This window comes from Arthrobacter celericrescens (assembly GCF_003614925.1).
Taxonomy (GTDB): Bacteria; Actinomycetota; Actinomycetes; order Actinomycetales; family Micrococcaceae; genus Arthrobacter; species Arthrobacter celericrescens.
This window is the reverse complement of the sequence record NZ_QYLP01000045.1, coordinates 63,724-87,435: the sequence shown is the minus strand read 5'-3', so window position 1 is coordinate 87,435 and position 23,712 is coordinate 63,724. Positions and strand designations below refer to the sequence as shown.

Below are 23,712 nucleotides of genomic sequence, written 5' to 3'. Positions count from 1 at the left end.
GCGGGAACGGCGTCTGCCGCCCGCGCATTGAGTCAGGTTTCAGAAGGGTAAGTAATCAGCTAATGAAGTCGCAGGAGATCACCAAGCGCTGGGTGGACTTTTTTGTCAGCAAGGGCCACACCGCTGTTCCTTCGGCGTCGCTCGTGTCCAGCGACCCCTCGCTGCTTTTCACCGTGGCCGGCATGGTTCCCTTCATCCCGTACCTCACTGCGCGCGAAGAGCCCGCCTTCACCCGCGCCACCAGCGTGCAGAAGTGCATCCGCACCGGCGACATCGAAGAGGTGGGCAAGACCGCCCGCCACGGCACCTTCTTCCAGATGTGCGGCAACTTCTCCTTCGGCGACTACTTCAAGGAAGACGCCATCAAGTTCGCCTTCGAACTGCTCACCAAGAGCGTTGACGACGGCGGCTACGGCCTGCCTGCCGAGCGCCTCTGGGTGACCGTGTACGAAGAGGACGACGAAGCCAAGGAACTCTGGCTGAAGAACACCGGCATCCCGGCCGAGCGCATCCAGCGCATGGGCAAGGCCGACAACTACTGGTCCACCGGCCAGCCCGGCCCCGCAGGCCCCTGCTCCGAGATCTACTACGACCGCGGACCCGCCTACGGCATCGAGGGCGGCCCGCTGGCCGACGAGACCCGTTACATCGAAATCTGGAACCTCGTGTTCATGCAGTACCAGATCGAGAACGTGCGCTCCAAGGTGGACTTCGACATCGTGGGTGAACTGCCCAAGAAGAACATCGACACCGGCCTCGGCATGGAACGCCTCGCCATGATCCTGCAGGGCGTCGAGAACATGTACGAGACCGACCAGGTGCGCCCGGTCATCGACAAGGCCGCGGAGCTCTCCGGCAAGGAATACACCTCCGCCGAGTCCGACGACGATCCGCACCACACCGACGACGTCCGCATGCGCGTCGTGGCCGACCACATCCGTTCGGCCCTGATGCTGATCTCCGACGGCGTGGTCCCCTCCAACGAAGGCCGCGGCTACGTGCTGCGCCGCCTTATCCGCCGCGCCGTGCGCGCCATGCGCCTGCTCGGCGTCGAAAAGGCGTGCCTGCCCGACCTCCTGCCTGCCTCCCGCGACGCCATGAAGGGCGTCTACCCCGTGGTGGAGACCGACTTCGAACGCATCAGCCGCATCGCCTACGCCGAGGAAAAGGCCTTCCTGCGCACCATCGCGTCGGGCACCGCCCGCCTCGAGGAAGCCGTGGTGGCTTCCAAGGCCGCCGGCACCCCGCTCTCCGGCGAGGACGCCTTCACCCTGCACGACACCTACGGCTTCCCGATCGACCTCACCCTCGAAATGGCCGAAGAAGCCGGGCTCAAGGTCGACGAAGCCGGCTTCCGCGGCCTCATGCTCGAACAGCGCCAGCGCGCCCAGGCCGACGCCAAGGCCAAGAAGGGCGGCCATGCGGACGTCGCCGTGTTCCAGGAACTCCTGGCCGAGGGCGCGACCGTGTTCACCGGCTACGGCGAGCTGGAAGGCGAATCCCGCGTCCGCGGCATCGTCAGCGGCGGCAAGCGCCTCGCCCACGCCTCCACCGGCGACGAGATCGAGCTCGTCCTCGCCGAGACCCCGTTCTACGCCGAGGCCGGCGGCCAGTCCGCCGACCAGGGCCTCATCACCGGCGACGGCTTCGTCGTCGAGGTCCTCGACGTCCAGCGCCCGGTCAAGGGCCTGAGCGTGCACAAGGCGATCGTCCGCGAAGGCGAGATCGCGGAAGCCTCGCTGGTGCGCGCCGCCGTCGACCGCGAACGCCGCCACGCCGCCGAGCAGGCGCACACCGGCACGCACATCGTCCACGCCGCCCTGCACCAGATCCTCGGCCCGGAAGCCACCCAGCGCGGCTCCTTCAACAAGGCCGGCTACCTGCGCTTCGACTTCGCCTGGGGCGAGGGCCTCAGCCCGGCCACCAGGTCCGAGATCGAAGAGGTCTCGAACATCGCCATCCGCAACAACTTCAGCGTGGACACCAAGGTCATGGGCCTGGCCGAAGCCAAGGCCCTCGGCGCCATGGCCCTGTTCGGCGAGAACTACGGCAGCGAAGTGCGCGTCGTGGAGATCGACGGCGCCTGGTCCCGTGAACTCTGCGGTGGCACCCACGTGGCCAACACGTCGCTGATCGGCAGCCTTTCGCTGCTGGGCGAACAGTCCGTGGGGTCCGGAAACCGCCGCGTGGAGGCATTCGTCGGCCTCGACGCCTTCCGCCACCTGGCCGCCGAGCGTGCCCTCGTCACCGAGCTGACCGAGATGCTGAAGGTCCCGTCCGGCCAGCTCGCCGACCGCATCTCCGCAACGCTGAACAAGCTCAAGGCCACCGAGAAGGAACTCGACCGCCTCCGCAAGGAGCAGCTCGCCGCGCAGGCAGCGAACCTGCTCGCCAGCGCCAAGGACGCGGCAGGCGTACGTGTCATCGCCCACGACGCCGGCCAGGTCGGGGGAGCGGACGACCTCCGCGGCCTCGCCATGGACCTGCGCAACCGCCTCGGATCCGAGGCCTCCACCGTCGCGGTGGCCGGCGTCAGCAACGACCGCCCGGTCATCATCGTTGCCACCAACGACGCCGCCCGCGGCGCCGGCGTGAAGGCCGGTGCGCTCGTGCGCGTGGCCGCCGGCATCCTCGGCGGCGGCGGTGGCGGCAAGGACGACGTCGCCCAGGGCGGCGGCACGGACGCAGCCAAGGTCGGGCCTGCCCTCGCTGCCGTCGTGGACGCGATCGCCGCGCGGTGATCCCGGACTCCATGCCGGACCACGGTACTTACCCCCGGGGAGTGAAACTGGGGGTCGACGTCGGAACCGTCCGGGTCGGGCTTGCGGCCTGTGACCCGGACGGCATCCTTGCCAGTCCGCTCAGGACGCTGAGCCGGGATGCGAAGAAGAATTCCGACGTCGGAGTCATCGTCCGGCAGGCAAGCGAACGCGGTGCCGTGCAGATTTTCGTCGGACTTCCGAGGACCCTGAAGGGCCAGGAAGGTCCGTCCGCGCGCATGGCCACAGAGTACGCAATGCTGCTCGCGGAGGCGCTGGGCCGGGCCGGTTTGGACATTCCTGTCCACCTGATCGACGAACGCCTCAGCACGGTTTCGGCCCATCGGAACCTGCACGAAGCTGGATTGAGCAGCAAGGATCACCGTAAAGTGGTGGATCAGCTTGCTGCGGCCGGAATCCTGCAGCACGCCATCGAGATGCAGAAATCCAGGGGCCAGGATGTCGGCAGGCGCGTGTCAGCGCCCGCTCCGGCCGAAGAGTCCGCGCAGACCGGGGGAGCCGGCGCGGGCGGGTCTGGTCCAGCAACTGAGACAGATTCCCAACGAGCGGAAGGCAATCGTGAGCCCGGTCAATCATGACCCCTCCGGTGAAACACCCGAGCCCGCCGGACGCCCCCTGACGCGCCGCGAACTGCGGGCCAGGGAGCGCTATCTGGAAACCCAGCAGCAGTTGCTGGTCCCCCTCCCTGCTTCCGAGGTCCCCGAGACCCCGGATTTCGGCGAGCCGTTTGCTTTCCCGGATGCCGCCGAGCATCCGGAGCCGGTGCCTCCCGCCAGGCAGCCGGACCCGGTGGGGCACCACGCACCTGCCGCTGACGCTGAGACAGCTGCTGACCCGGCCCCTGCGACCAGCGCGGTGCCCGCCGTACCCGCGCACCGGCCTGTCGTGCCGCCCCAGCCGGTGAATGAACCCGTCGTGGATGACGAACCCGCGGCGAAAGTGGAAGCTGCGCTGCACGCGGAACCCGCCGCGCACGACGAACACCCGGAACCCGCGGCGGATCCGGAACTCCCCGTGCACCAGGACGCCGCCGGGGAACCTGCCGGCCACGCGCACTCCGCCTACGACGGCCTGTCCGCCGATGACAGCCACGAGGCACACGAAGCTCATCCCGGGGAACCGGCGTACGCCTACGAGGACCAACACCACGGCCACTACGACGGGGCGCACCACGTCGGCGCCGCACACCATCATGGCGGCTACGCGGACTTCCACGAGGAAGTCCACCACGACGAGACCGAGCCGCACCCGGTGCTGGCCGCCGTCGAGCCCGAACCCAAGGCATCCAAGAAGGTCCGGCGCCGCCGCCGCGGGCTGGCCTTGTTCCTGACTTTCGCGGTGTTTGTCGCCGCCGTGGCGCTTGGCGCCCAGTTCCTCAAACCGCTGCTCGGCATGGACAGGGTGACGGACTACCCCGGACCCGGAACCGGATCCGTGTCCGTCACGGTGATGCCCGGCGCAGGGCCGAAGCAGGTGGCCGACCAGTTGCAGAGCGAAGGCATCGTTGCCGACTCCGCCACGTTCCTCCAGGCCTTCTCGGCGTCCGGCGGCGAACTGTCGCCCGGCGATTTCACCTTCCGCAAGGAAATGAAGAACTCGGACGCCGTAGCGGTCCTCGTGGACAAGGGGGCCGGCGTCATCTACTTCGCCCTGAGCGCGGGCTTGCGGATCAACGAGTCGCTGGATGCCATCGCACAAGGCTCGGGCATCCCGGTGGACCAGCTCAAGGCGCTCAGCAACAGCCCGGGCCAGTTCGGCGTGCCCGCCAAGGCGAAGAACCTCGAAGGCTTCCTCGCCCCGGGTGAGTACCGCTTCCCGCTGGGAACCAGCGCGAAGGACATCCTGCAGAAGCTCGTCACGGGAACCATGGACGAGCTCAAGGCACAGGGCATCACGGACCCCACCAAGCAGTACCAGGCCATCATCGTGGCAAGCATCGTTCAGGCCGAGGGCGGCCAGGCCGACTACCGGAATGTCGCCGGGGCGATCTACAACAGGCTCAAGCCGAGCAACAAGGAGACGAACGGCCTGATCCAGTCCGATGCCACGGTCACCTACGGCCTGGGCACGAAGACCTTCCACCTGACGGATGAGCAGAAGGCGGACAAGGGCAACCCGTACAACACCTACGCCATTGCCGGCCTGCCGGTGGGTCCGATCGGTTCGCCCGGCAAGACGGCCATCGACGCCGCCGCCAAGCCCGCTGCGAACAACTACCTGTACTGGGTGACGATCAACCTGGACACCAAGGAAACAAAGTTCTCCAGCACGCTGGCCGAGCACAACAAGTACGTGGAGCTGTACACCGCATGGTGCACCGACAACCCGGGACGGTGCGTATGAGCCGCCGTGCCGCGGTCCTGGGCCACCCCATCGGCCACTCCAAGTCGCCGGCCCTGCACCGTGCCGCTTATGCCCGGCTCGGCGAGGACATCAGCTACACGGCGATCGACGTGACCGCCGCGCAGTTGCCGGAGTTCATGGCCGGCGTTGCCGCCCAAGCGGACTGGTGCGGCCTGTCCGTGACGATGCCGCTGAAGACGGCGATGGTCGCGGAAGTGCACGAGGTGCGGGGCGCCGGTGCGCACCTTGGCGTGATCAACACGGTCGCTTTCGAGAACGACGGCGGGGCGCCCCGCCGGATCGGCTACAACACCGACGTCGCCGGGATCGTCCACGCGGTCGGGTACGCGGGCGTCACCGAGCGGCCAGACGCCGCCGTGCTCGGCGGCGGCGGGACGTCCGCCGCGGCAATCGCGGCGCTCCGCGAGCTCGGCTGCGACGGCGCCCGGGTGTACGTGCGCGACGCCGGACGGGCGGGTGAAGCGGTCAAGGCCGCCGACGCCGTCGGGTTGGCCATCGAGCTGCTCCCCATGAATGGTGCCGCCGAAGGTATCGCCGCGGCGGAACTGGTGATCTCCACCCTGCCGCCGCGGGCGGCCGACGGCATCGCGGACGCCCTGGCGGCCCTCGGCCCCGGCACAGGTGGCGGGGTCCTGCTGGACGTCGCCTATGACCCGTGGCCCAGCCGGATCGCCGAAGAATGGCAGCGGCGCGGCGGAGCGGTGGTCCCGGGCCTGGAGATGCTCCTGTATCAGGCGGTCGAGCAGATCAGACTGTTCAGCGGCCGCAGCGTCGGCGCCGATGTCATAGATGTGATGTGCGACTCAGTCGGGCTTCCCCGGCGGGTCTAGTAACCCCCTTACATGGCAGGATTGGATATATGTTGCGTTGGTTGACTGCCGGAGAATCCCATGGGCCGGCACTGCTCGGAATTGTTGAAGGCGTCCCCGCCGGTGTGGAACTTGCCAGTGATGACCTGCGCGAGGCGCTGGCCCGACGCCGCCTAGGCTACGGCCGCGGCGCCCGCATGAAGTTCGAGCAGGACGAAGTCAGCATCCTCGGCGGTGTCCGCCACGGCGTCACGCAGGGCGGCCCGGTGGCGATCCAGATCGGCAACACCGAATGGCCCAAGTGGGAGCAGATCATGTCCGCCGATCCGGTGGACCCGGAACTGCTTGCCGACCAGGCACGCAACGCCCCGCTGACCCGGCCCCGTCCTGGCCACGCCGATTTCACCGGCATGCAGAAGTACGGCTTCGACGAGGCGCGCCCCGTCCTGGAACGCGCCAGCGCCCGCGAAACCGCCACCCGCGTTGCCCTGGGCACCGTCGCGGCGCGTTTCCTCAAGCAGCTCGGCATCGAACTCGTCAGCCACACCGTGTCCATCGCCAGCGTGTCGGTCCCGGAAGGCCGTCCCCTGCCGCTGCCTTCCGATGTCCTGGCCCTGGACTCGGACCCGCTGCGCTGCTTCGACCGTGAAACTTCGGACGCCATGGTGGCCGAGGTGGACGCGGCGCACAAGGAAGGCGAAACCCTCGGCGGAGTCGTCGAGGTCCTCGCTTACGGCCTGCCGCCGGGACTGGGCAGCTACGTCCACTGGGACCGCCGGCTCGACGCCCGGCTCGCCGCCGCCCTCATGGGCATCCAGGCCATCAAGGGCGTGGAAGTCGGCGACGGCTTCCGCACCGCGGCCCGCCGCGGATCGGCCGCCCATGACGAGATCGTCCGCGACGAAGACGGCCGCATCATCCGCAAGACCAACCGCGCCGGCGGCGTCGAAGGCGGCATGAGCATCGGCGAGGTGCTCCGCGTCCGCGCCGCCATGAAGCCGATCGCCACGGTTCCGCGTGCCCTGAAGACCATCGACGTGCGCACCGGCGAACCCGCCAAGGCCCACCACCAGCGCTCGGACGTCTGTGCCGTTCCCGCCGCCGGCGTGGTCGCCGAGGCGATGGTGGCCCTGGTGCTGGCTGAGGCCGTCACCGAGAAGTTCGGCGGCGACTCCGTGGCCGAGACTGCCCGCAACCTGAAGGCCTACCTGGAGAACATCCCGGCAACCCTGGACACGGTCGGCAACTAGTGGTCCGTGGTAATTCCGGCGCCGGCAGCCGGTCCGTGATTGTGCTGATGGGTCCGATGGCGGTCGGCAAGTCCGTCATCGGCCAGCAGCTCGCACAGCACCTGGGCCTGCCGTTCATCGACACGGACGCCGTCATCGTCGAACAGCACGGTGCGATCGCGGACATCTTCGCCGGCCGCGGCGAGCACGCGTTCCGCGAAATCGAGGCACGCACGGTGGCCCGCGCCGTCGAGGATTCCCGGCAGGACGGCGCTGTCATCTCGCTGGGCGGCGGCGCCGTCCTCGACTCGGGGACCCAGCAGCTGCTGGGCGGCTGCACCGCCGTCTACCTCGAGTGCGACGCCGACACGGTGGCCGAACGCATCGCCCGGAACAGCGGCCGCCCGCTGCTCGCCGGCGACGCGATGGCCCGCTGGCAGACCCTGTTCGACGCCCGCAGGCCCGTCTACACCCGCCTGGCGGACATCACCATCGACGTCCGCAGCGGCACGGTCGCGGAGATTGCCCTGCGGGTCGAAGAAGGATTGCAAAGCTTCATGGCCTTGAAAGAGGAAGTTCAACAATGAGCACTGAATCAACCATCATCAAGGTCACCGGACAGGCCGCCACAGACAATTACGACGTCGTGATCGGGCGCGGCCTGCTGTCCTCCCTTCCCGCAACGCTGGGGGAGCGGGTCAAGCGTGTCCTGGTGATCCACCCCCGGGCGCTGCGCCTCACCGGTGATGCCGTCCGCGCCGAACTGGAGGCCGCCGGCTTCACCGCCGTCACGGCCGAGATTCCGGACGCCGAGGAAGGCAAGCACATCCAGGTGGCCGCGTTCTGCTGGCAGGTGCTGGGCCAGAATGACTTCACCCGCTCCGACGCGGTGGTTTCCGTGGGCGGCGGGGCCGTGACGGACCTCGCCGGCTTCGTCGCGGCCACCTGGCTGCGCGGCGTCAAGGTGGTGCACATGCCCACCAGCCTGCTCGGCATGGTGGACGCCTCCGTTGGCGGCAAGACCGGCATCAACACGGCCGAAGGCAAGAACCTGGTGGGTTCCTTCCACCCGCCGGCCGCCGTCCTGGCCGACCTCGACACCCTGCGCACCCTGCCGAAGAACGAATTCATCTCCGGCATGGCGGAGGTCATCAAATGCGGGTTCATCGCCGACCCCGCCATCCTGGACCTGATTGAGAACAAGGGTTCCGAAGCGGTGGACCCCGAGTCCGACGTCGTGCGTGAACTCATCGAGCGCGCCATCGCCGTCAAGGCCAGGGTCGTCTCCGAAGACCTCAAGGAATCGGGACTGCGGGAAATCCTGAATTACGGCCACACCCTGGGCCACGCCATTGAACTCGTGGAACGCTACTCCTGGCGGCACGGCGCCGCCGTGTCGGTGGGCATGATGTTCGCCGCCGAGCTTTCCCGCAGCGTCGGGCGCCTTTCCGACGCCGACGCCGACCGGCACCGCAGCATCCTCGAGGGCTTCGGGCTTCCGGTCACCTACCGTAAGGACCGCTGGCAGGGCCTGCTTGACGGGATGCGCCGGGACAAGAAGTCCCGCGGAGACCTCCTGCGCTTCGTGGTCCTCGATGGTATCGCCAAGCCCGGCATCCTCGACGTGCCGGACACCTCCCTGCTGTTTGCCGCCTACCAGGAAATCGCATCATGACACTGATCACCCCAGAAGGCATGACGGACTGGCCCACCGGCGGATTCCCCGGCGTCCGCGTCAACCCGGACACCCTGCTGCCGCACGTCGTCAACGAAGACGCCATGGAAGCCGCCCTGGCCGAATCCACGGACCCCGCCGACCGCATCATGGCCCTGCTGCTCGAAGGCCACTTCGGCGACGCCGCCGAGGAACTGGCCGAGGCGCGCTGCAACGACCCGGAGTCCTTCAAGCTGCGGATCTACGAGGCCGAACTGCACCGCGCCACGAACCGCTTCGACCGTGCCGTGGAACTGTTCCGCCAGCTCCTGGCCGAAGTCCACGGCACCAGCCGCGAGCCGCTGGTGCACCAGTTCCTGGGCCGGGCCCACTTCGTGGCCGGCAATGTCTCCGCCGCCGCCGAATCGTTCTCCAAGGCGCTGGACCTGCGGGTCGCCCAGGCCGCGGACGCGTCCCTCATCTATTCCTCGGCGGTTGCCCTGCAGCGTGCCCGGAACGTGCTCGAACTGGCCTCCTGAGCCCTGTCCCGCAGCCTCGCGACGGCGGCAGTTGGACATTGCCGCTAGAATGGTTGAGGACTTTTCACGAAGTACGGGATTTTTGACAAATTAGCGCCGGCGGCCTGTATGGCATCCCTGGCGGGCATAGCGGTCTGGCGCAACAAACCAAGAGGATACGAGTGGCTACCACAAACGACATCAAGAACGGAACCGTCCTGAAGCTGGAGGGCAACCTCTGGAACGTCATCGAGTTCCAGCACGTCAAGCCCGGCAAGGGTGGTGCCTTCGTCCGCACCAAGATGCGCAACATTCTCTCCGGCAAGGTGGTCGACAAGACCTTCAACGCCGGCGCCAAGATCGAGACCGCCACGGTTGACCGCCGCGACTACACCTACCTGTACCAGGACGGCGCAGACTACGTCTTCATGGACGTCCAGGACTACGACCAGCTGACCGTGTCCGGCGAGGTCGTCGGCGACGCCAAGAACTTCATGCTGGAGAACCAGCAGGTCCTGATCGCCATGCACGAAGGTGCCCCGCTGTACCTCGAACTGCCGCCGAGCGTTGTCCTCGAAATCACCTACACCGAGCCGGGCCTCCAGGGCGACCGTTCCTCCGCCGGCACCAAGCCCGCCACCGTGGAAACCGGCTACGAGATCCAGGTTCCGCTGTTCCTCGAGCAGGGCACCAAGGTCAAGGTCGACACCCGCGACGGCAGCTACCTGGGCCGGGTCAACGACTAGTGAGCGCCCGTGGCAAGGCCCGCACCAGGGCCCTCGAGGTGCTCTTCGAGGCGGAACAGCGTTCCGCCCCTGCGCTTGAGGTTCTCAGGGCCCGGCGCGAAAAGACCGACCTGATCGTCAACCCCTACACGATGGACATCGTGGAGGGTGTGCTGGCCAAGCAGGCCACCATCGATGAGTTCCTCCAGACGTATGCCCAGGGCTGGACCCTGGAGCGCATGCCGTCGGTGGACCGCATCATCCTGCGGATCGGCGCCTGGGAACTGCTCTACAACGAGGACGTCCCCGACGGCGTCGCCGTCAGCGAAGCAGTGGCCCTCGCCAAGACCATGTCCACCGATGAGTCACCGGCATTCATCAACGGGCTCCTTGGCCGGCTCCAGAAGCTGAAGCCGTCGCTGCTGGCGTAGCCGCCCGCAGCATACACGGTAACGCGCACAAGAAGGCGGGCATCCCCGAAGGGATGCCCGCCTTCTTCGCTGTCCTGGGGTTTCAGCCCAATACGCTTCACCCCAACACTCTTCAGCCCAGCACGCTTTACCCCAACACGGCGGCCCGCAGGGCGGGCACCTCGGCCAGCTGGCGGAATTCGTCCGCCTGGTGCTGCCCGACGTCGCGCCCGCTCAGGATGCGCTGCCTTGTGCAGGCCAGGGCCGTGGCCGCCCTGACGAACTGCCGCATCTGCGCTTCCCTGCCGCGTCCCTGCGCCCAGCGGACGGCCTGCCGCCTGCCCCGACCGGTGGCGAGCATGTCGACCTCCACGGGGGAGAACCAGCCGGCGCGTGCGTACTCAAGCAGACGCTGCCGGGTCAGCTTGCTCTCCGCGACCCGCAGCAGGATGATCCCGACGACGGCGGCCAGGAAGATGGGAACCTGCACCAGGATGTATTCGACCAGGAAGTCCCCGCCCATGCTGTTCCAGCGGTTGTGCAGGAACATCGCCGGAAGCAGCCCCACGACGAAGGCGAGCACCGAGTGGCCGGTGTGCCATTTCCGGGCCGCGAAACCCATGATGAGGCCCGTGGTGCCGGTGAAGATGGCATGCGCGAACGGCGACATGATGCCGCGCAGAATGAAGATCCGCACCAGGTCCGTCCCCGGATTCGTTGACTCCGCGATCTCCCGGCCGAAGTAGAGGATGTTCTCCGTGAAGGCGAAGCCGCCGGCGATCGTGAAGGCGAACACCACGCCGTCCACGGGGCCGTCGAAGTACTTCCGCGCGGCCAGCAGCAGGAGCAGGAGCCCCAGCGACTTCGTAAACTCCTCCACGATCGGGGCCTCCACCGTGGCCATGAAGAAGCGGAAGTCCGCCTCGCTGGTCCGCGGTGCCACCACCGCGAACAGCGGCTGGATCAGCAAGGTCCCGGCGATGGACACGGCCGCGCCCCACGTGAACGCGAAGGCCAGCAGCCGCTTGGGTTCGGGTTCCCAGCGGTCGATGAAGGACACCGTCAGCAGCACGGCCGAAAGGGGCAGCAGGGACACCACGAAACCGATCCCGAAGCCGGCGACGCCGGTGTTCCCGAGCAGGAACGGCACGATCAGCAGGAGGCTCGCGAACGCCAGGATGGCCCCGGCGATCAGCAGGGGAAGCGTGCCCGTCGTCCGGCGTCGCGGGGCGGGCAGCGGCGGCAGCCAGGGCTGGCCCGGTACGCCGCCCGGGGTGCCCGGGGCCGGCCGGTAGTTGCGGGGATCGACGCGGCCGAACCACGTCGGGTTGGCGCCGGCCTCCATGAGCACTCGTGGATCCGGCTGCGGGCCGCCGGGGTGGCCGGGGTGGTTCGTCGTCATGCGAACGAGCCTATTTGCCGTTCCGCTCCCGCCAAAGCGTGCCCCGCTCGACGGCCCGGCCGCTGTGAGCGAAAACTCATGAAGGCCGCCTTCACACCGGCGGACGCCGGGCGCCGCTGTGATACTTTTGGAAGGCAAATGTTCCTTTTTTAATTCCGTCCTGTGAGGCGGGGAAAGGGGAGACGAGCGATGACTGATGTCGCAGCACCGGTGCCGTCCAGGGTTGTACTGAACCAGGGCGATATTGACCGTGCACTCACTCGTATCGCCCACGAGATCCTCGAGGCCAACAAGGGTTCCAAGGACCTGGTCCTGCTGGGCATCCCGCGCCGCGGCTACCCGCTGGCAGTCCGCCTCGCCAACAAGATCGCCGCCGCGGACCCTGCTGTCGACGCCGCCGCGATCGTCGGCCAGCTCGATGTCACGATGTTCCGCGACGACCTTTCCCGCCAGCCGGCCCGCCCCCCGTACCCCACGAAGCTGCCGAAGTCCGGTATCGACAACAAGGTCGTGGTGCTGATCGACGACGTCCTGTACTCCGGACGCACCATCCGCGCCGCCCTCGATGCCATCGTGGACCTCGGCCGTCCGCGCATCGTCCGCCTCGCCGTCCTGGTGGACCGCGGGCACCGGGAACTCCCCATCCGGGCCGACCATGTGGGCAAGAACCTGCCCACCGCCTCCTCCGAAAAGGTGCGCGTGCACCTCGAGGAACTCGACACCGTCGACGGCGCCCCGGTCAACGAGGTAGTGATCGAGGCCGGCGCATGAAGCACCTGCTCTCCACCCAGGACCTCAGCGCCACCGACGCGATCCGCATCCTGGACACCGCCGAGGAAATGGCCGCCGTCGGCGAACGCGAAGTCAAGAAGCTCCCGGCCCTGCGCGGCCGCACCGTGGTGAACCTCTTCTTCGAAGACTCCACCCGTACCCGCATCTCCTTCGAGGCCGCCGCCAAGCGGCTGTCCGCGGACGTCATCAACTTCGCCGCCAAGGGCTCCTCGGTGTCCAAGGGCGAATCCCTCAAGGACACCGCCCAGACCCTCGCCGCGATCGGTGCCGACGCCGTCGTGATCCGGCACTGGGCCTCCGGTGCCCCGCACCGCCTGGCCGCCACGGACTGGATCGACGCCGCCGTCATCAACGCCGGTGACGGCACCCACGAACACCCCACCCAGGCACTGCTGGATGCCTTCACCATGCGCCGCCACTGGGCGCGCCTGCACGGCACCGAATCCCAGGGCACGGACCTGAGCGGAATGCGGGTTGCCATCGCCGGCGACGTCCTGCACTCCCGGGTGGCCCGCTCCAACGTCTGGCTGCTGCGCACCCTGGGCGCGGACGTCACCCTGGTGGCGCCGCCCACGCTCCTGCCGATCGGCGTCGAGGAATGGCCCTGCAAGGTCAGCTACAACCTCGACGAGACGCTCCAGGCCGGCGTGGACTCCATGATGATGCTCCGGGTGCAGGGCGAACGCATGAACGCCTCGTTCTTCCCGTCCACCCGCGAGTACTCCCGGCGCTGGGGCTTCGACGACACCCGCCTGCGCGCCTTGGACGAACTCGGCCTCAAGGACACCATCATCATGCACCCGGGCCCGATGAACCGCGGCCTGGAAATCTCCTCGGCCGCCGCCGATTCGCCGCGCTCCACGGTCCTGGACCAGGTGCGCAACGGTGTCTCGGTCCGCATGGCCGCCCTGTATCTGCTGCTCTCCGGGGACACCCGCGAAGCAGTTCCCGCATCCGCCCAGCCCGGCGCAACCACCCAGTCCACCAAGGAGAGCCACTGATGGCAGAGAACACTTACCTGATCCGTGGCGCTGCCATCCTCGGCGGGGACGCTGAGGACCTGCTCATCCACGACGGCGTCATCGCCGCCCGCGGCAACGGCGCGGCCACGCATGAGGCCGCGGCGGACGCCACCGTCATCGAGGCCGCCGGACTTGTCGCCCTGCCCGGCATGGTCGACATCCACACCCACCTGCGCGAGCCCGGCCGCGAAGACGCCGAAACGGTCGAGACCGGCACCCGCGCCGCCGCCCTCGGCGGCTACACCGCCGTGCACGCCATGGCCAACAGCAACCCAGTCGCGGACACTGCCGGCGTCGTCGAGCAGGTCCACAGCCTGGGCCGCGCCTCGGGCTGGGTGGACGTCCGCCCGGTGGGCGCCGTTACCGTCGGCCTGGCCGGCGAGCAGCTCGCCGAACTCGGCGCCATGGCCGATTCCCGCGCCCAGGTGCGGGTCTTCTCCGACGACGGCATCTGCGTCCACGATCCCGTCCTCATGCGCCGCGCGCTCGAATACGTGAAGGCGTTCGACGGCGTGGTGGCCCAGCACGCGCAGGAACCGCGCCTCACCGCCGGGGCCCAGATGAACGAAGGCGCCGTCTCCGCAGTGCTCGGCCTGGGCGGCTGGCCGGCCGTGGCCGAGGAAAGCATCATCGCCCGCGACGTCCTGCTCGCCCAGCACGTCGGCTCCCGCCTGCACGTCTGCCACGTCTCCACCGCCGGTTCCGTCGAGATCATCCGGTGGGCCAAGTCCCGCGGCATCGACGTCACCGCCGAGGTCACCCCGCACCACCTGCTCCTCACGGACGAACTGGTCCGCAGTTACGACCCCGTCTACAAGGTCAACCCGCCGCTGCGCACCGAAACGGACGTCCTGGCCCTGCGCGAGGCTCTCGCCGACAGCACCATCGATGTCATCGGCACCGACCACGCCCCGCACCCCAGCGAGCACAAGGAATGCGAATGGGCGCAGGCGGCCATGGGCATGACCGGGCTGGAAACGGCGCTGTCCGTGGTCCAGGAAACCATGATCGAAACCGGCCTGATGGGCTGGGCCGACTTCGCCCGCGTCACCTCCACCGTCCCGGCACGCATCGGCCGCCTGGAAGACCAGGGCCGCCCGCTCGAAGCCGGCGAACCCGCCAACATCATCCTCGTGGACCCCGCCGCCCGCTGGACCGTGGACCCCTACAAGATGGCCACCATGGGCCGGAACTCCCCGTTCAAGGGCCGGGAACTGCCCGGCGCCGTGATCGCCACCTTCTTCAAGGGCCACCCCACGGTGCTCGACGGCAAACTGAACGCACCCTACCGCCACCCGGAGACCGCCAGCGCGGTCAGCGGGAACTGATGAACGAGCTCGCCTCCCTGCTGCTCGTCCTGGCGCTGTGCGCCGTGGCGTTCACGCTCATCTGGCTCGGCTGGCGCTCCCGGCTCCGGCGGCAGGCCGACGTCGAACAGCCCCCGGCCGTTCCGGCGGAACTGGGCGCGGCCGCCGTCGTCGTCGAGGGCCAGTACGTGGCCACGACGACGGCGGGGGACTGGCTGGACCGGATTGCGGTCCACGGCCTGGGCCTGCGCGGCAACGCCGAAGCGAGCGTGCACCCGGAAGGCGTGCTGTTCGACCGGGAAGGCTCCCAGCCGCTGTTCGTGCCGCGCCAGGCACTCCTAGCCCAGCGACAGGACAGCGGGATGGCCGGCAAGTTCGTCGAGAAGGACGGACTCGTGGTCATCAGCTGGACTCTGGGAAGCCGCACACTGGATACGGGATTCCGTACCCGGCATGCCGCCGACAAACAGCCGCTCATCAACGCACTTCAAGAATTGATCTCCGCAAACCCCCAGGCGCAAGCCGATAGTGGAAAGTAAGACAGTGACGGACAACAACGCAGCGACACATCCGAACGACGTTGACGCCAGCGCAGCGGCAAGCGCCGCTCCCGCAGTGCTGGTCCTCGAAGACGGCCGCGTGTTCCGCGGCCGCAGCTACGGTGCCACGGGCACTGCCCTGGGTGAAGCCGTTTTCGCCACCGGAATGACCGGGTACCAGGAAACGATCACCGACCCCTCATACGCCCGCCAGCTCGTGGTGCAGACCGCACCGCACATCGGCAACACCGGCGTGAACAGCGAGGACGCCGAATCCCGCAAGATCTGGGTTGCCGGCTACGTGGTGCGCGACGCTGCCCGCCGCCCCTCCAACTGGCGCTCCGAACGCAGCCTCGACGCCGAACTCGTGGAGCAGGGAATCGTTGGCATCCAGGGCGTGGACACCCGCGCCATCACCCGCCACCTGCGCGAAAACAAGACCATGCGCGCCGGAATCTTCTCCGGCGAAGCCGCCAAGGCCGCCGAAAGCGAACTGCTCGCCACTGTCAAGGCCAGCGCCCCGATGGAAGGCGCCCGCCTGGCCGAGGAAGTCAGCATCGACGAAGCCTACGTGGTGGAACCGAAGGACCACGGCTGGGACGGCGACGCCCGCTTCTCGATCGCGGCCATCGACCTCGGCATCAAGGCCATGACCCCGGTCCGCTTCGCCGAACGCGGCGTCCGCGTCCACGTGCTCCCGGCCACCGCCACCCTCGAGGACGTCAAGGCCGTCAACCCGGACGGCTTCTTCATGTCCAACGGCCCCGGCGACCCTGCCACCGCCGACGCCCAGGTGAAGCTGCTGCGCTCCGTGCTGGACGAGAAGCTGCCGTACTTCGGCATCTGCTTCGGTAACCAGATCCTCGGCCGGGCCCTCGGCTTCGGCACCTACAAGCTCAAGTACGGCCACCGCGGCATCAACCAGCCCGTGATGGACCGCCGCACCGGCAAGGTCGAAATCACCTCGCAGAACCACGGCTTCGCAGTCGATGCCCCCATGGACGGGGCCAGCACGGCGCCTGAGGAGCGCTACGGCCGCGTCGAGGTCAGCCACGTGAGCCTCAACGACAACGTGGTTGAAGGCCTGTCCTGCCTGGACATCCCCGCCTTCTCGGTCCAGTACCACCCCGAGGCCGCCGCGGGTCCGCACGACGCCGCGTACCTCTTCGACCGCTTCATCGACCTGATGGACAGCACCCAGAACTCCGCCCAGACCACATCGGCTCAGACCAGCGAGGACACCAAGTAATGCCGAAGCGTACAGATCTCAAGAGCGTCCTTGTCATCGGTTCCGGCCCGATCGTCATCGGCCAGGCAGCCGAGTTCGACTACTCCGGAACCCAGGCCCTCCGCGTGCTCAAGGAGGAAGGCCTGCGCGTCATCCTCGTGAACTCCAACCCGGCTACGATCATGACCGACCCGGAATTCGCCGACGCCACCTACGTCGAGCCGATCACCCCGGAGGTGGTCGAAAAGATCATCGCCAAGGAGCGCCCCGACGCCGTCCTGCCCACCCTGGGTGGCCAGACGGCCCTCAACACGGCGATCGCCCTGGACAAGAACGGCGTGCTGGCCAAGTACAACGTGGAACTGATCGGCGCGAACATCGCCGCGATCGAGCTCGGCGAAGACCGCGAGAAGTTCAAGGGCGTCGTGGAACGCTGCGGCGCCGAATCCGCCCGCAGCCACATCATCCACACCATGGAAGAGGCCTTCACCGCCGCCGAGGACCTCGGCTACCCGATGGTGGTCCGCCCGTCCTTCACCATGGGCGGCCTCGGCTCCGGCCTGGCGTACAACGAGGACGACCTGCGCCGCATTGTCGGCCAGGGCCTGCAGTACAGCCCCACCACCGAGGTGCTGCTCGAAGAGAGCATCCTCGGCTGGAAGGAATACGAGCTCGAGATGATGCGCGACAAGAACGACAACGTCGTTGTGGTCTGCTCCATCGAGAACTTCGACCCCGTGGGCGTGCACACCGGCGACTCCATCACGGTGGCCCCGGCCCTGACCCTGACCGACCGCGAGTACCAGAAGCTGCGCGACGTGGCCATCGCGGTCATCCGCGAAGTCGGCGTGGACACCGGCGGCTGCAACATCCAGTTCGCCATCCACCCGGACACGGGCCGCGTCGTCGTCATCGAAATGAACCCGCGCGTCTCCCGCTCCTCCGCTCTGGCATCCAAGGCCACAGGCTTCGCGATCGCCAAGATCGCCACCAAGCTGTCCCTGGGCTACACCCTGGATGAGATCCCGAACGACATCACGCAGAAAACCCCGGCGTCCTTCGAACCGACCCTGGACTACGTGGTCGTGAAGGTGCCGCGCTTCGCGTTCGAGAAGTTCCCGGCCGCAGACCCGACGCTCACCACCACCATGAAGTCCGTGGGCGAGGCCATGGCCATGGGCCGCAACTTCACCGAGGCCCTGCAGAAGGCCCTCCGCTCCCTGGAGCAGAAGGGCTCGCAGCTGGACTTCAGCCACGTGCCCGAGTACGAAGTCGCCGAACTCGTCGAAAAGGCCAAGCGCCCGACGACGGACCGCCTCTACCAGGTCCAGCGCGCCCTGCTGGGCGGCGCCACCGTCGAGGAACTGTACGCCGCCACGAAGATCGACCCGTGGTTCCTGGACCAGCTGCAGCTGCTCAACGAAACCGCCCAGGAGATCCGCAAGGCCGGCGCCCTCACCGAGGAGATGCTGCGCAACGCCAAGCGCCACGGCTTCTCCGACGAGCAGATCGGTGCCCTGACGCACAACAGCGAAGCCGTGGTCCGCGGCGTCCGCCAGGCCCTCGGCATCCGTCCCGTCTACAAGACCGTGGACACCTGCGCCGCGGAGTTCGCCGCCTACACCCCGTACCACTACTCGGCCTACGACGAGGAGGACGAGGTGGGCCTGCACGCCAAGCCGTCCGTGATCATCCTCGGCTCGGGCCCGAACCGCATCGGCCAGGGCATCGAGTTCGACTACTCCTGCGTCCACGCCTCCATGGCGCTGCGCAAGGCCGGCTACGAGACCGTCATGGTCAACTGCAACCCGGAAACGGTGTCCACGGACTACGACGTGTCCACCCGCCTCTACTTCGAACCGCTGACCCTCGAGGACGTCCTCGAAGTCATCGCGGCCGAAGAGCGCACCGGCGGCGTGATGGGCGTCTTCGTCCAGCTCGGTGGCCAGACCCCGCTGAAACTCGCCCAGCAGCTGGCCGACGCCGGCGTGCCGATCCTGGGCACCTCGCCCGAGGCCATCGACCTGGCCGAGCACCGCGGCGAGTTCTCCCGCGTGCTGGACAGCGCCGGCCTGATCGCCCCGAAGAACGGCACCGCCGTCTCCTTCGAGGACGCCAAGAAGATCGCCGACGAAATCGGCTACCCGGTCCTCGTCCGCCCGTCCTACGTGCTGGGCGGCCGCGGCATGGAGATCGTCTACGACGAAGCCAACCTCTCCCGCTACATCGCCAACGCCACCGAGATCACCCCGGACCACCCGGTGCTGATCGACCGCTTCCTCGAGGACGCCGTCGAAATCGATGTCGACGCACTCTTCGACGGCACGGACATGTACCTCGGCGGCATCATGGAGCACATCGAGGAAGCCGGCGTGCACTCCGGCGACTCCGCCTGCGTGCTGCCCCCGATCACCCTCGGCAAGAACGTGATCGACCGGGTCCGCACTGCCACCCGCGCGATCGCCGAAGGCGTGGGCGTACGCGGCCTGATCAACATCCAGTTCGCCCTCGCCTCGGACGTGCTCTACGTGCTGGAAGCCAACCCGCGTGCCTCCCGCACCGTGCCGTTCGTCTCCAAGGCCACCGGCGTGCAGATGGCCAAGGCCGCGGCCCTGATCGGCACCGGCGTCACCATCAACCAGCTCCGCAGCGCCTACAAGATGCTGCCGGAGACCGGTGACGGTTCCACCCTGCCGTTCGACGCGCCGATCGCCGTGAAGGAAGCCGTGCTTCCGTTCAGCCGCTTCCGCACCCTGGAAGGCAAGGTCGTCGACTCCCTGCTCGGCCCGGAAATGCGCTCCACCGGCGAGGTCATGGGCATCGACAAGCACTTCGACACCGCGTTCGCCAAGAGCCAGGCTGGCGGCGGCAACGCGCTGCCCACCGAAGGCAAGGTCTTCGTCTCTGTCGCCAACCGCGACAAGCGCTCGGTGATCATGGGCGTCAAGCGCCTCTCCGACCTCGGCTTCGAGATCGTCTCCACCGGCGGCACCGCCGACGTCCTGCGCCGCAATGGCATCCAGGCCACCCCGGTGCGCAAGGTGGCCGAAGGCTCCAGCGCCGAAGGCGAAGGCACCATCGCCGACCTCATCGTTGCCGGTGAGATCGACATGGTCTTCAACACGCCCTCCGGCGGCGAGGCCCGTTCCGACGGCTACGAACTGCGTGCCGCCGCGACCTCGATCGGCATTCCCTGCATCACCACGGTGGCTGAATTCAACGCCGCCGTGCAGGCGATCGAGGCACAGCGCACCTACGAATGGTCCGTGACCAGCCTGCAGGAGCACGCGGCCAACCTGACCGCAGCCAAGGAATCGGTCAATGCCTGAGTCCACGGTTGACCAGCGGACCGGCCGGGAATCCTTCGGTTCCCGGCTGGCCGCCGCGATGGCCGCCCGCGGTCCGCTCTGCGTCGGCATCGACCCGCACCCGGGGCTGCTGGCCGACTGGGGACTGAACGACGACGTCGCCGGACTCGAGCGTTTCTCCCTCACCGTCGTGGAGGCCGTCGCTTCCCTCGCTGCCGCGGTCAAGCCGCAGGTGGCCCTGTACGAACGCCACGGCTCGGCCGGCATGGCTGTGCTGGAGCGCACGCTGGCCGCCACGTCCGACGCCGGGGTGCTGAGCATCGCCGACGCCAAGCGCGGGGACATCGGCTCCACCATGGCTGCCTACGCGGATGCCTGGCTGCGTGACGGTTCGGCCCTCGCGGCCGATTCCGTGACCCTGAGCCCGTACCTGGGCTTCGAGTCGCTGCGCCCCGCCCTGGACCTGGCCGCCGAGTACGGACGCGGTGTGTTCGTGCTGGCACTGACCTCGAATCCCGAGGGCAAGTCCGTGCAGCACGTGGGCGGCAGCGAATCCGTGGCCAAGCGCATCGTGGAAGCGGCCACCGTCGAAAACGGGCGCTACGACGGCGCGCTGGGCTCGGTGGGCCTGGTGGTCGGCGCGACCATCGGCAGTGCCCTGGCGGACCTGGGCCTGGACCTCAACGCGGTCAACGGGCCGCTCCTGGCGCCCGGGCTGGGCGCCCAGGGGGCCACCGCCGCGGATCTTCGCAGCACCTTCGGTGCCGCGTATCCGGCCGTCCTCGCAACCTCCAGCCGCGGCATCCTGGCCGCCGGTCCCGCCGTCGCCGGGCTGCGCGCGGCCACCGAAGAAACCCGGGACGGACTGCTCGCCAGCTGAGCCACGCCAGGTGCGGGCCGCCGTCGGGCGCTCCTTGCACACGGAGCCGGTACCCGCCACCAGGCGGGCACCGGCTCCGCGTTGCTTTCACGGCGCGGATGCCGGTAGCTTCGGGGTAGTCCACTGCGCTGCGGGCACAGTGGTGCACAGAATGGGGAGACCAGTGGCTCTGAAGGCTTTGTCTGCACAGGAACGTAGCGATGCCCTTGCGAAGGCGGCCAAAGCCAGGGCGCACCGGGCCCAGGCCAAGGAACGCCTCCGGAAGGGCGAGCTGAACATCGCCGGGCTGATCGGCCTCGCGGCCGAGGACGAAGCCCTGGCCCGGATGCGGGTGGCCGAGCTGCTGGAAGCCGTACCGGGCGTCGGCCCCGTCCGGGCGGCCGCGATCATGGAACAGATTGGCATTGCGGCCTCGCGCAGGCTCCGGGGCCTTGGCGTCCACCAATCCCGGGCGCTGATAGATTTTATGGAAGACAAACACGGCGTCTAGCGCCTCACCCCGAAGGATCACGTGAGCAAGAAACCGGGACTGACCGTCCTCGCAGGCCCCACCGCCGTCGGCAAGGGAACCGTATCCACCTACATCCGCGACAACTACCCGGAAGTCTGGCTGTCGGTATCCGCCACTACCAGGGCGCCGCGCCCGGGGGAGACGGAAGGCGTTCACTACTTCTTCAAGAGCGCCGACGAGTTCGATTCCCTGGTCGCGGACGGCCAGCTCCTCGAATGGGCCGTGGTGCACGGTCACAACCGCTACGGAACCCTGCGCAGCACCGTTGAGGCGGCCATCGCCGAAGGCAAGTCCGTCCTGCTCGAGATCGACCTCCAGGGCGCGCGCCAGGTCAAGGACGCGGTGCCGGACGCCAACTTCGTCTTCCTGGCACCGCCCTCGTGGGAGGAAATGGTGCGCCGCCTGGTGGGACGCGGCACGGAAACCCCGGAAGAACAGCAGCGCCGCCTGGAAACCGCTAAACTGGAACTTGCCGCTGAACCGGAGTTCAACCACACCGTCATCAACGATGACGTCCGACGGGCAGCGGACGAGCTTGTTTCACTCATGGGGCTTACCCCGCACCAGCGCTAAGCGCCGGGAACTGTCAGCCCGCTAGAATTTGGAGAATTCGTGTCCACGAACCTTGAAGGCATCATCAACCCGCCGATCGACTCGCTGCTTAAGGCCGCCGATTCCAAGTACGGCCTGGTGATCTTCGGCGCCAAGCGTGCACGCCAGATCAACGCGTACTACGCACAGCTGCACGAGGGCCTCTTCGAATACGTCGGCCCGCTCGTTGACACCAAGCTGAACGAGAAGTCCCTCTCCATCGCACTGCGCGAGATCAACGAGGGCCTGCTCGTATCCACGCCGATCGAATCGGCCGAGTAGGCAGTCAGCCTGTAGACGGGGGCCACGTGCGCATCATCCTCGGAGTCGGGGGAGGGATCGCAGCCTACAAGGTTGCATCGCTCCTCCGGCTTTTTACTGAAGCCGGACACGACGTCACGGTCATTCCCACCGAAGCGGCTACCCGCTTCGTCGGGACGGCCACCTGGGAGGCGCTCTCGGGCAAGCCCGTGAGCAACAGCGTGTTCGACGACGTCGAGAAGGTCAACCACGTCAGGCTCGGCCACGAGGCGGACCTCATCGTGGTGGCCCCCGCGACGGCGGACCTGCTCGCCAAGGCGGCCACCGGCCAGGCCGGCGACCTGCTCACCAACACGCTCCTCATGGCGCATGGCCCGGTGCTTTTCGCCCCCGCCATGCACAGTGAAATGTGGCAGCACCCGGCAACCCGGGCCAACGTGGAAACCCTGCGCAGCCGCGGCGCCACCGTGCTGGAACCCGCCGTCGGGCGCCTGACCGGCGCCGACTCCGGCCCCGGCCGGCTGCCGGAACCTGAAGCGATCTTCGACGCCGCGCTGGCCCTGGCCGGCGCCGCTGCGGTCGCTGTTTCCCCGTTAACGCCCGGGCCCCTTGCCGGACGCACCGTCACCATCACCGCAGGCGGCACCCGCGAAGCCCTCGATCCCGTGCGCTTCCTGGGCAACCGCTCTTCGGGCAAGCAGGGCGCTGCCCTCGCCCAGGCCGCCCTCGACGCCGGCGCCCGGGTACGGTTCCTGGCCGCCCACATGGACGTCGAACCGCCGTCGGGCGTGGAGCTGGTCCGCGTCGAATCGGCGCTCGAACTGCGGGAGGCGGCGCTGGCCGCCGCGCCGGAGTCCGACGTCGTGATCATGGCCGCGGCTGTGGCTGACTTCCGGCCCGCCGAGGTATCTGACACGAAAATCAAGAAGAAGGACGACCAGGACGCACCGCTGGTCCGGCTCGTGCGGAACCCCGACATCCTCCGCGAACTTGTCGAACAACGCGGCAGTGCCCACGCCGGCGGGACGCACGGCAGCCAGCTCATCGTCGGCTTCGCCGCGGAGACGGGCGACGCCGATGGCGACGTCCTGGAACACGCCCGCGCCAAGCTCGCCCGCAAGGGCTGCGACCTGCTGGTGGTGAACCACGTCGGCATCGGCCGGGTCTTCGGCCAGGATGAGACCTCCGTGGTGATCCTCTCCGGGCATGGCGCCGTGCCGCAGTCGGCCGCCGGGTCCAAGGCCGACGTCGCCGCCGCCGTCATTGACCGGATCGCCGCCGAGCTCGACCGCGTTTCGCCCGCCGGCTGACGCCGCATCGGCAGCATCCTTAGCACGGGGACACACGGCACCGGCCGTTGTCCCTCAACCAAGTAAGGTAGT

Annotated in this window: 22 protein-coding genes; 21 read left to right on the top strand and 1 reads right to left on the bottom strand. The window is 68.2% G+C overall.

Annotated features, from left to right (window positions below; all coding sequences use genetic code 11):
* Positions 1–62 precede the first annotated feature (62 nt).
* The 10 genes from alaS to nusB all read left to right on the top strand — a co-directional run bounded on the left by alaS (position 63) and on the right by nusB (position 10,510).
* A complete protein-coding gene (gene alaS / locus D3654_RS10525; RefSeq protein WP_120521442.1) occupies positions 63–2,741 on the top strand; it encodes an alanine--tRNA ligase in 2,679 nt (892 codons plus the stop codon).
* A gap of 11 nt (positions 2,742–2,752) precedes the next feature.
* Complete coding sequence (ruvX, locus tag D3654_RS10520) at positions 2,753–3,358, top strand: Holliday junction resolvase RuvX (protein WP_120521457.1); 606 nt, start codon at positions 2,753–2,755, stop codon at positions 3,356–3,358.
* Positions 3,339–5,123 carry an endolytic transglycosylase MltG gene (gene mltG, locus D3654_RS10515; protein WP_205571783.1) on the top strand — a complete coding sequence of 595 codons (1,785 nt, stop codon included), beginning with the start codon at positions 3,339–3,341 and terminating at the stop codon, positions 5,121–5,123. Before ruvX ends, mltG begins: the two co-directional genes overlap by 20 nt.
* A complete protein-coding gene (locus D3654_RS10510; protein WP_120521440.1) occupies positions 5,120–5,974 on the top strand; it encodes a shikimate dehydrogenase in 855 nt (284 codons plus the stop codon). Before mltG ends, D3654_RS10510 begins: the two co-directional genes overlap by 4 nt.
* Before the next feature lie 29 nt (positions 5,975–6,003).
* The gene (gene aroC / locus D3654_RS10505; protein ID WP_120521439.1) at positions 6,004–7,203 is read left to right on the top strand and encodes a chorismate synthase; all 1,200 of its coding nucleotides are present in this window, start codon (positions 6,004–6,006) and stop codon (positions 7,201–7,203) included.
* 47 nt (positions 7,204–7,250) lie between these two features.
* Positions 7,251–7,769: a shikimate kinase gene (locus D3654_RS10500; RefSeq protein WP_120521456.1), complete on the top strand. Its 519-nt coding sequence runs from the start codon at positions 7,251–7,253 to the stop codon at positions 7,767–7,769.
* The gene (aroB, locus tag D3654_RS10495) at positions 7,766–8,857 is read left to right on the top strand and encodes a 3-dehydroquinate synthase (RefSeq protein WP_120521438.1); all 1,092 of its coding nucleotides are present in this window, start codon (positions 7,766–7,768) and stop codon (positions 8,855–8,857) included. Before D3654_RS10500 ends, aroB begins: the two co-directional genes overlap by 4 nt.
* Complete coding sequence (locus D3654_RS10490) at positions 8,854–9,375, top strand: tetratricopeptide repeat protein (protein WP_120521437.1); 522 nt, start codon at positions 8,854–8,856, stop codon at positions 9,373–9,375. The genes aroB and D3654_RS10490 overlap by 4 nt, the downstream gene beginning before the upstream one ends.
* Positions 9,376–9,536: 161 nt before the next feature.
* Positions 9,537–10,100: an elongation factor P gene (efp, locus tag D3654_RS10485; protein ID WP_074591477.1), complete on the top strand. Its 564-nt coding sequence runs from the start codon at positions 9,537–9,539 to the stop codon at positions 10,098–10,100.
* Positions 10,100–10,510 carry a transcription antitermination factor NusB gene (gene nusB, locus D3654_RS10480; RefSeq protein WP_074591478.1) on the top strand — a complete coding sequence of 137 codons (411 nt, stop codon included), beginning with the start codon at positions 10,100–10,102 and terminating at the stop codon, positions 10,508–10,510. Before efp ends, nusB begins: the two co-directional genes overlap by 1 nt.
* A 127-nt stretch (positions 10,511–10,637) precedes the next feature.
* Here nusB and D3654_RS10475 read toward each other — a convergent pair whose 3' ends face one another.
* On the bottom strand, positions 10,638–11,891 hold the full coding sequence (locus D3654_RS10475; RefSeq protein WP_120521436.1) for a PrsW family intramembrane metalloprotease: 1,254 nt from the start codon (positions 11,889–11,891) through the stop codon (positions 10,638–10,640).
* 189 nt (positions 11,892–12,080) lie between these two features.
* Between D3654_RS10475 and pyrR the strand changes: the two genes are divergently transcribed.
* The 11 genes from pyrR (at position 12,081) to coaBC (ending at position 23,640) form a co-directional block, all read left to right on the top strand.
* Positions 12,081–12,662 carry a bifunctional pyr operon transcriptional regulator/uracil phosphoribosyltransferase PyrR gene (gene pyrR, locus D3654_RS10470; protein WP_120521435.1) on the top strand — a complete coding sequence of 194 codons (582 nt, stop codon included), beginning with the start codon at positions 12,081–12,083 and terminating at the stop codon, positions 12,660–12,662.
* Positions 12,659–13,684, top strand: coding sequence for an aspartate carbamoyltransferase catalytic subunit (locus D3654_RS10465; protein WP_120521434.1), 1,026 nt, complete (start codon positions 12,659–12,661; stop codon positions 13,682–13,684). Before pyrR ends, D3654_RS10465 begins: the two co-directional genes overlap by 4 nt.
* Entirely contained in the window at positions 13,684–15,033 is a 1,350-nt protein-coding gene (locus D3654_RS10460; RefSeq protein ID WP_120521433.1) for a dihydroorotase, read from the top strand. Before D3654_RS10465 ends, D3654_RS10460 begins: the two co-directional genes overlap by 1 nt.
* Positions 15,033–15,551, top strand: coding sequence for a PH-like domain-containing protein (locus tag D3654_RS10455; RefSeq protein ID WP_120521432.1), 519 nt, complete (start codon positions 15,033–15,035; stop codon positions 15,549–15,551). Before D3654_RS10460 ends, D3654_RS10455 begins: the two co-directional genes overlap by 1 nt.
* A gap of 4 nt (positions 15,552–15,555) precedes the next feature.
* Positions 15,556–16,800, top strand: a complete 1,245-nt coding sequence (carA, locus tag D3654_RS10450) for a glutamine-hydrolyzing carbamoyl-phosphate synthase small subunit (RefSeq protein ID WP_120521431.1) — start codon at positions 15,556–15,558, stop codon at positions 16,798–16,800.
* Entirely contained in the window at positions 16,800–20,108 is a 3,309-nt protein-coding gene (gene carB, locus D3654_RS10445; protein ID WP_120521430.1) for a carbamoyl-phosphate synthase large subunit, read from the top strand. The genes carA and carB overlap by 1 nt, the downstream gene beginning before the upstream one ends.
* On the top strand, positions 20,101–20,967 hold the full coding sequence (pyrF, locus tag D3654_RS10440; protein ID WP_120521429.1) for an orotidine-5'-phosphate decarboxylase: 867 nt from the start codon (positions 20,101–20,103) through the stop codon (positions 20,965–20,967). The genes carB and pyrF overlap by 8 nt, the downstream gene beginning before the upstream one ends.
* A 163-nt stretch (positions 20,968–21,130) precedes the next feature.
* Positions 21,131–21,457, top strand: a complete 327-nt coding sequence (gene mihF, locus D3654_RS10435) for an integration host factor, actinobacterial type (RefSeq protein ID WP_205571778.1) — start codon at positions 21,131–21,133, stop codon at positions 21,455–21,457.
* Positions 21,458–21,478: 21 nt separating this feature from the next.
* Positions 21,479–22,051 carry a guanylate kinase gene (gmk, locus tag D3654_RS10430; RefSeq protein ID WP_120521427.1) on the top strand — a complete coding sequence of 191 codons (573 nt, stop codon included), beginning with the start codon at positions 21,479–21,481 and terminating at the stop codon, positions 22,049–22,051.
* Positions 22,052–22,090: 39 nt separating this feature from the next.
* Positions 22,091–22,351 carry a DNA-directed RNA polymerase subunit omega gene (rpoZ, locus tag D3654_RS10425; protein ID WP_074591496.1) on the top strand — a complete coding sequence of 87 codons (261 nt, stop codon included), beginning with the start codon at positions 22,091–22,093 and terminating at the stop codon, positions 22,349–22,351.
* A 26-nt stretch (positions 22,352–22,377) separates the two neighbouring features.
* Positions 22,378–23,640 carry a bifunctional phosphopantothenoylcysteine decarboxylase/phosphopantothenate--cysteine ligase CoaBC gene (coaBC, locus tag D3654_RS10420; RefSeq protein ID WP_120521426.1) on the top strand — a complete coding sequence of 421 codons (1,263 nt, stop codon included), beginning with the start codon at positions 22,378–22,380 and terminating at the stop codon, positions 23,638–23,640.
* The last annotated feature ends 72 nt before the right edge of the window (positions 23,641–23,712 follow it).

Coding starts and splice junctions, on each gene's coding strand:
- pyrF (WP_120521429.1), top strand. CDS start 20,101: ATGCCTGAGTCCACGGTTGACCAGCGGACCGGCCGGGAATCCTTCGGT.
- D3654_RS10475 (WP_120521436.1), bottom strand. CDS start 11,891: ATGACGACGAACCACCCCGGCCACCCCGGCGGCCCGCAGCCGGATCCA.
- D3654_RS10460 (WP_120521433.1), top strand. CDS start 13,684: ATGGCAGAGAACACTTACCTGATCCGTGGCGCTGCCATCCTCGGCGGG.
- alaS (WP_120521442.1), top strand. CDS start 63: ATGAAGTCGCAGGAGATCACCAAGCGCTGGGTGGACTTTTTTGTCAGC.
- D3654_RS10465 (WP_120521434.1), top strand. CDS start 12,659: ATGAAGCACCTGCTCTCCACCCAGGACCTCAGCGCCACCGACGCGATC.
- aroB (WP_120521438.1), top strand. CDS start 7,766: ATGAGCACTGAATCAACCATCATCAAGGTCACCGGACAGGCCGCCACA.
- pyrR (WP_120521435.1), top strand. CDS start 12,081: ATGACTGATGTCGCAGCACCGGTGCCGTCCAGGGTTGTACTGAACCAG.
- D3654_RS10500 (WP_120521456.1), top strand. CDS start 7,251: ATGGGTCCGATGGCGGTCGGCAAGTCCGTCATCGGCCAGCAGCTCGCA.
- D3654_RS10510 (WP_120521440.1), top strand. CDS start 5,120: ATGAGCCGCCGTGCCGCGGTCCTGGGCCACCCCATCGGCCACTCCAAG.
- D3654_RS10490 (WP_120521437.1), top strand. CDS start 8,854: ATGACACTGATCACCCCAGAAGGCATGACGGACTGGCCCACCGGCGGA.
- aroC (WP_120521439.1), top strand. CDS start 6,004: ATGTTGCGTTGGTTGACTGCCGGAGAATCCCATGGGCCGGCACTGCTC.
- D3654_RS10455 (WP_120521432.1), top strand. CDS start 15,033: ATGAACGAGCTCGCCTCCCTGCTGCTCGTCCTGGCGCTGTGCGCCGTG.
- carB (WP_120521430.1), top strand. CDS start 16,800: ATGCCGAAGCGTACAGATCTCAAGAGCGTCCTTGTCATCGGTTCCGGC.
- ruvX (WP_120521457.1), top strand. CDS start 2,753: ATGCCGGACCACGGTACTTACCCCCGGGGAGTGAAACTGGGGGTCGAC.